Consider the following 7306-nt stretch of genomic DNA (forward strand, 5'->3'; position numbering starts at 1 on the left):
AAAGCGCTGCCGCGTCCGATACATTCCCGCAGGCTTTGATTACATCGATTGCGAATTTTACAAACAACAACGTAAACCGGGAATACGGTTCGCTCCAAGGCAACTTTACGTTTCTTACGCCGTGAGCTTCACATTGAGCGCGTGGGATTCGAGCATGAATCAATGTCTGGAATTGCATCGTATCCAAATGGCGCCAGGTTCTTTTTTCTGTATGATCTTTCCGAGGACATTTTTTACCACAATCCGGACACTCTACAGCTTCCCGCTCATCGTATGAGACTTCGATATCTACTTTCTTTGCTGCGATATTTAATTCTACGGTTTCAACCGACCAAGGTGATGAGATTCCTAAAAGGAGAGAGTAATGTTTTTCTAAGTTTTCGTTTGCGTTCATTAGGAATATTATTCATTGGTTATGTTATGATTTTGCAATGACGAAATTTGCTCGAAACTCATCTGCAACCTCTTCTCACCGTCATTTATGAAGTAGTTTCTTCCCACGAAATTCTCCGAAGGGCCTCCTTTGTAAAGTATTTTTTCCAATTTCTATTATTTGAAAGAGAGCAAGCTCCCCGCTCAACTTACAGCCTGGAAAATATACAGAGTCTGTAAATTCATTGGATGGAACGGCCCCATTATCTAAATACACCCTATGCAGTCCTTTCCACCTCGGATTAATTAATCCATAGACTAAATTAAAATTTAGATTTAAACAATATTCAGCGACCGCTTTTCCCGCGATTTTGAAAGCTTGCGCTCCAAGAATTGTTTGTCTAAAAGAAACCGAATTCCAGTCACCAACATTTGTATTATTAAGATTATAATGTTCTCCGGAAGGGGACCTTTGAGCGATTTCCAAAGGAATACGATTCTCCTCAGTTTTTTCTACAACTCTCATTGCGGCTTGATGATATCCATCATAAGTTACGTAGAACCATTTCGACCAATTGTCTAAATCAACCGTTTCATATTCCGAGTAGCCTGCTTCCTTATAAATTTGTTTACTGAATTCCTTTACCGGTTTTATTATTTTTTTGTCCTGTGAATTATCCCAAGTGTGTAGTTCAAATGGGCTTACTTTTGATTTGAGTTTTTCTGGAGTAATTTCTAATGCATTTTCTAACATAATTTGATTATGTCACATTATTTTCACAGATCAAACTTTTCTTGGGTCGATTTTATAAAATAGCAAGGTTTAGTTCTTTAAGAAGGGTTCTTTTAAAACCTCGGTAAAGGGGGCGATGCAGTTTCTCTGTGAAACCTGAAAAGGACTGTCTGAATATTCGGACAGAGAAAACGACTAAAATAAAAACCGTGCACCGCCGATTTCAAAAATACATAAGTAATATATAATATATCAAAGAAGACAATAGAGATACGATCGAAAGAAAATGAGGCAATACCGATGATAGAAACGGGCTATTGAATCCGATCGAATACACAACCGCGAACCAGGCGAGATGGCGGTTAACGTGAAAAATGAAAATAAGAAATAAATTTTTCCTACTTTCATTTTCTTGAATTATTGACAAACGGCGTTTTGAAGCGTTTTACATAGGTTTTAGTTTTTAAAGGAGAATTGAAAGTCCTTTGGTACGGTTACATACCCGTCAAAGTGAAAAGATTTTCGATGAGTATGGATGAATTGAAATATCGCATCATCTAAGTCAGAATCGTCGTTATCATAATAAATCATAATAAAGCGCACTGTCAAGATCATCGAAATCAATTTGAATTTTATCTAATTGGGCGGTACGTTCTGAAATTTCCGATGCCGGATATGGTTTGAAGTAGGAAATCGCCATTTCTAAAATTTTTTCATACTTTGTAAGACCTAATTTATTGAATCCTTCTAAGGCATATTTCCAGACAACTCCAAGGGGAGAGGAGAGGAAAAAGTAATGCCCATAAACACAGGTTGCGGTATGGTATAACCAAATTGAATAAATCAGTATTTGCTCTTTAGAAAAAAATGTAACATCTTTCTCGAATTGAATGGCATTTATTTTATCAATATACCAGAAAACGGGTTCCATTATCCTATAAACTTCGCCGGAATTGATAACGGAATCGTCTATTATTATACGTTTTGATTCAAGTACGTATTCCGGAGTTAAAAAATAATTGCGAATCATCGATAAGATTGATTTAAGAATATTCATAAACCGGTAAGTATTTATTTGGAAGTTTAAAATATCAAGAATACTTTTTATATTTTGAATGGAGTGAGGCGGCGTATACTATGGATTCTTCCTTACCCGACTGTAAGGTTCTTACTACACAACTTACGTTCTATTTCAAACTTTAAATTTATTTATGACTTTGAAATATTATTTCTCTTTCAATTTCAAATGGATATTTTTCCTTTTTTAAAGTTTCTTCACGAATCTCTTTTTCCCAAAGTTTCCTTTCCTTATTCCAATGAAATCCATTTTTCAAGGCGAGTTCTTTACTTTCGTAATCTACTTTTGCTTTAACTTTCAAAAGTGGAGTTCGAGCTGTTTTAACAACATCGTTAATATCATATTTGCTGAGAATGTTTAGCATTGTAAAAACATCAAATAATGCACGGTGACTCTGATAAGGGATTAAACCATGTTCAAAAGATAAATAATCGAGTTTTCTCGTTCTAATTTTTTTCGGATAATTCACATCATAGCCAGTATCAATCCAAAGCAATTTCGGCAACTTAGCACTAATAATTGAAATCATTCTTTCTAAAATAATTCTATCAAAATCAATGCCAAAATGAGAAACGATGCATGTTGCCTTACTTAATAAATCGAATATCCTTCTAGCTGCTGGCTCGATTGATATTCCATAGGAGTACAGATCTTTTTCTTCAATACCAGTTAAATTTTTAACGTCTTCTTCTATTTCGAAATGTGTTGAGTTCGGAGAAATAAAGTTAGATTCAATACAGAGTGGTTTAATTTTGGTTGAGTCCCAAAGAACTGCGCCAAATTCTATAATTTCAGATTTATAAGGGTCAGTGCCGTTCGTTTCAAAATCAATACCCAATAAATTCATGTAAATTCCTCATTTGTATTCCAATCAGGTGGCAATTGCTTAAACTCTGCAAGTTTCTCGCGATTACGAGAATAACGCGGATTAGGTTTTTTTTGTTTCCCAAGTCTAAATGGAACATCTCCTTTTCCTTTTTCTTGGACAAATTTTATTTCTTCTGGCTTTATTGTAAATGTATGAAATTCAGGAAGAGTAATTCCAACATGTTCGAATATTGAGCGTTTATAACTTTCATAGTACGGTGCATATGTAAAACTTTTTGATAAGGCTCCATTATTGCAAATTATAGCAATGCAATGAAGATCACGAATACAGGAATTTGCTACGACATCATAAGTGCTATTATCATAATTCTGAGCAGGAACAATCAAAGTCTGAATCTTCTTTTGAAGCATCCAACGAAGAGTTAAGGAAAGGAAATCTGAACAAGTCAATACGCTGAAATTCGACCAAAACTTTGTTTGAAAAACATATACGTTATTATTTGAAGCATATTGCAATCTTCCTTTGTATAATTCATGCATCTCCTCTGCCATTGGATAATTCTTAACTTGATGAAATAGAATGTGATTCTTTCCTAGTGGATTAACATATCTAACGACTGGTATTGAAATAACAGTTATATTTTGAGCATTTGAACCATCGTTCGCATATTCTAAACCAGCAACCAGAATTATATCGTGCTGATCCAATTTTCTTAAAAAATAATCAAGATATTTTGATGGCAAAGTCATTTCAGGCAAAATTAATAAGGATGATTTTCTCGCTATTGCTTCTTCTATCGCAGCATCAATTTTCATTTTCAATTTTTTTCTAATTTTGTCGTTTTTAAAATCCATAGTTTTCTTATTTAATGATTTCTCAATATTATAAGAAATAGGAGCAATTGTTACCCTTAACTCTTTTCTTTTGTTAGAATAGAGTTTATCCAACTTTTCAAAATTCACATATGTTATTGAAAGTGGAGTAATTTTCTTTTCTTCCTTGCTTTCAAGTATGAACCTATTTAAATTCGAAATAATACCCTGAGATTTTTCTTTATTAATTTTCTCTTTGCGGTTCGCTCCAATTTGAAGTTCATATGCAGATTCCAAAAGTTTTATCGATTTATCACCGATTATCTGAAAAGAAAGTATTGATGATCGCCAAGGTACCCATTGTTGACCTTCAATGGGTAAAAGACCATGTGCTAAAAACATTAAAATTTCATTTAATCGGGAACATGTAAAAATATAAGAAATAGCAAAATAAAAAGAGCCAATTTCCTCACGATTGAAAACCCATTTTATAGGTTCCATTAACTTACCATTTTCATTGAGGTAGTCATATAAAGTTCGCTGCTCTTTGAAGCGATCCAACTCGTTCATTAAAATAGAATTCTTGAAGTATTCCATATTTCTTACAAATAAATTTACGAATTTTGCACTTACTCCTGTGGATTTCTCTTTAATTAATTGATCAATGGAAATCGCCAAATCCTCGCACTGCCTGTTGGTACATTGCTCAAAAATAATATATAGTGAATGGCTTAGAAATAACTCAATCTGTCGAGATCCTTTTTTACTATGATATTTGAGATCTGCCAAATACTCTTTTATCAATTTTTCTCTTGGAGTGTTTTTAGAATAAGCTTTATAATAATTCGCATTAAGTAATACTTTTCGATCTTCACTAAAGCGATCAATAATGTCTCGTGTTCTCCTTTTCTTAATAATCTCACTTTTCTTATTGATAACAATTTCATAGTTTTCTCTAATTCTGTTCAGAATAGCATTGTTAAATTTTTCTTCATTTATCGGTCTTCTTATTCGAATATCCTTCTTGAATCCCATTAGAATAATTTCTAATTTTATAATATTAATATAATCCAGAGTATTATCTTTTATATCGTTTACCGCCCTGGATTTAATCTTATTAAAATAAGAGTCAAGAAGCTTTTTATCACCATCTGTTTCAAAAATAAAGTTAGCAAAGCTTATCATAAATGAAGCCCATTCATTTATTGGGTGATTTTCACGGGAAATCAGAATGTCGAAAATAGAATCAATACAGGCATATACATTCTTACTAATTTCATTCGGCTTAACTCCAACAAAAGACATTTCACTTTCTTCACGCTCAATTATAGCAATTAACGTTCCGAAAACTCTAGAAATATATTTCCCCTCAGTACTTTTGATTTTATTTCTCATATTTTCTAGTAATTCTTTAATATTATGTTTACCGATTTCATCCCCCCTCGCCAATGCCCTTCTCGCTGCAGTTAATCCAATGCTAAATTGATTTCTTTCGTTAGTAACTAGTTCTGGATCATGCGGCACCATGAGCTCATTCACGCCAAATCCAAATTCCACTTCAGCAGGAACGCTTAGCCTCATATCATGGAAATTTCTTTTTAATTTCGAAACAGAATGTTGATCAATTACAAAATATTTACACTTTGCAGAGTCATCAGTAAATTCATGAAACGAAATAGTGCCATCATATTGTTCTGTAAAAATTTGATTACAAATTTTAAATATACTTTTTACTAATTCCTTTGAGTTTTGCAAACCATTAAGTCTCATCGGAATTAAAATAATAAAATCATCAACATAACTGTAGAGCTGTATTTTTTCTACTTCATAAGCAGATAGATTACCTTTAGGAATTGAAGATCGGAGTCGTTTTGGAATTTCCTTATTTAATCTACTATTTATATCCAATAAAACTATGTTTGCAATGAATCCACTCAATATCCAGCCTATGGGCAAGCCTTCAAATGCATGCGTTATGCTTAATTCCTTTATCCATTTCAGAATTTTGGTATTTCGAAGAACATGCGACTTTTCAAAGAAATTAATTAAAAAGCTTAATTTTAATTTATGGTAAAATGCTTGAAGATCCGTTTGTATAAAAAGAACCTTGTTGTTCTTATTTTTTAATACATCATTGCACCTGCTAGTTATTGATGCATTGAATAAATTGTATTCTCGCTTGTAGTCAACTTGAAGCGGAAGCCCCAGATTTCTTTCATGCGATGAGATAGATTGATCATCTAAATATTCAGGCCGATATTGAACAAAATAATTAGGCTTATTTCCAAAACACTTCCTTTCTCTTGCATATTCCGGCAATTCAATTCCATCGTCAGTATCGGAACTATTAAATTCTATTTCTTCGTGAAGCAGTTCTCCTAAGTTTTCGCCAGAGTATTTTTTTTGTATTAAACAAATGTCTTCCCAACATCCAACCAATGATTCTACTTGGAAGCTCAATTTAGGATATTCAAACTTCAAATTTTTCTTAATATTATTGATTACAGATTCCTTTCTTGGAAAAGTTAAAGATTTATCTAGTTCGGATTTTTTTAGTCTTTGAATAAAATTCTCAAAGGAATTAGATTTCATTAAGTGAATGTAAAAATCTAATAAAATTAGTTCTGACTGAAAATATTTGAAGCAAGTATCCTTATTAAAAAAGTGAGATATTTTTTTGAATATCCAATATTTTTGATACTTTGAGAGCTTTGCTTCCACTTATTTTTATCCAATTCAAATTATTATATTAAAGAATTTTATTTTATACCATCTATATGATTAATTAAAATATTTATATATTTTAAAGGTATAATAAATTGTCAACGAGTTGTAAAATCATTTCAATATAAGACTTTCAAAAACACGGAAAGAAAAGCAAGGGTGTCGCAACTATTGAATTTGGCATAATGTTAGGAAAAGGACTAACGGATCAAACTATGAATTTTTCATTATCGGATTTTGAGCGTGACTATCGAAACATGATATTATTTTTAACTATGGTTCAAACGGGACTAAGGAGTCGTGAAATTATTTCTTTTTGTCACTTCCTCGTAGGCATCAGTTTTGGAGAATCCAATTTGTCAACTCGCGAATTGCCTTAGTTATTACCAGATGAGGAATTTTTCTCATACCCAAGATGAATGCGTCACTTCTCCTTGCATCCTTCGTTCAACAAGTGATTTGGTTATTCACAAGTCATTTACACGCAAGCTGACGCCCTCGAAATGAAGAAATTTAGTTAAACTACACTCAAACGATCAATTCGCTAGTTTTAATAAATTCGATCTGAAATCTGTCAAAATCCGGTTCTATTTTTAGAATTGACGTTGTACATCTAAAATGTATTGTGTTTCGCTATGAGTTTAGTGAATATTTCATGTTTAGATTCCCCAAACGAAAAAATCCAACTCCCCAATCCGTTTCTTCGAAACGTACTCGGTGAGTCCATTTTTTCCTTTGTTGATCAAAACAAGAAATTC

The 7306-nt window shown here is 32.6% G+C and carries 5 protein-coding genes; all 5 read right to left on the reverse strand.

The features are described 5' to 3' along the window. Positions 1 to 394 (reverse strand): transposase family protein (locus LEP1GSC194_RS18440; RefSeq protein ID WP_036041868.1); only part of this gene is annotated, 394 nt, incomplete at its 3' end. Positions 395 to 475: 81 nt separating this feature from the next. Further along, positions 476 to 1126, reverse strand: a complete 651-nt coding sequence (locus LEP1GSC194_RS18445) for an LBL_2463 family protein (protein WP_020775019.1) — start codon at positions 1124 to 1126, stop codon at positions 476 to 478. Positions 1127 to 1682: 556 nt separating this feature from the next. Then, positions 1683 to 2036, reverse strand: coding sequence for a DMP19 family protein (locus tag LEP1GSC194_RS18450; RefSeq protein ID WP_157229224.1), 354 nt, complete (start codon positions 2034 to 2036; stop codon positions 1683 to 1685). A gap of 274 nt (positions 2037 to 2310) precedes the next feature. Then, positions 2311 to 3030, reverse strand: a complete 720-nt coding sequence (locus LEP1GSC194_RS18455; RefSeq protein ID WP_020775015.1) for a 3'-5' exonuclease — start codon at positions 3028 to 3030, stop codon at positions 2311 to 2313. Then, positions 3027 to 6545: a reverse transcriptase domain-containing protein gene (locus LEP1GSC194_RS18460; RefSeq protein WP_020775014.1), complete on the reverse strand. Its 3519-nt coding sequence runs from the start codon at positions 6543 to 6545 to the stop codon at positions 3027 to 3029. Before LEP1GSC194_RS18460 ends, LEP1GSC194_RS18455 begins: the two co-directional genes overlap by 4 nt. Positions 6546 to 7306: the final 761 nt, after the last annotated feature.

It is taken from the genome of Leptospira alstonii serovar Sichuan str. 79601 (assembly GCF_000347175.1).
In the GTDB taxonomy this organism is placed as follows: domain Bacteria; phylum Spirochaetota; class Leptospiria; order Leptospirales; family Leptospiraceae; genus Leptospira; species Leptospira alstonii.

What these genes read in the sequence shown, in the direction of transcription:
- LEP1GSC194_RS18445 (WP_020775019.1), bottom strand. Translation starts at nt 1,126, where the DNA reads ATGTTAGAAAATGCATTAGAAATTACTCCAGAAAAACTCAAATCAAAA.
- LEP1GSC194_RS18450 (WP_157229224.1), bottom strand. Translation starts at nt 2,036, where the DNA reads ATGGAACCCGTTTTCTGGTATATTGATAAAATAAATGCCATTCAATTC.
- LEP1GSC194_RS18455 (WP_020775015.1), bottom strand. Translation starts at nt 3,030, where the DNA reads ATGAATTTATTGGGTATTGATTTTGAAACGAACGGCACTGACCCTTAT.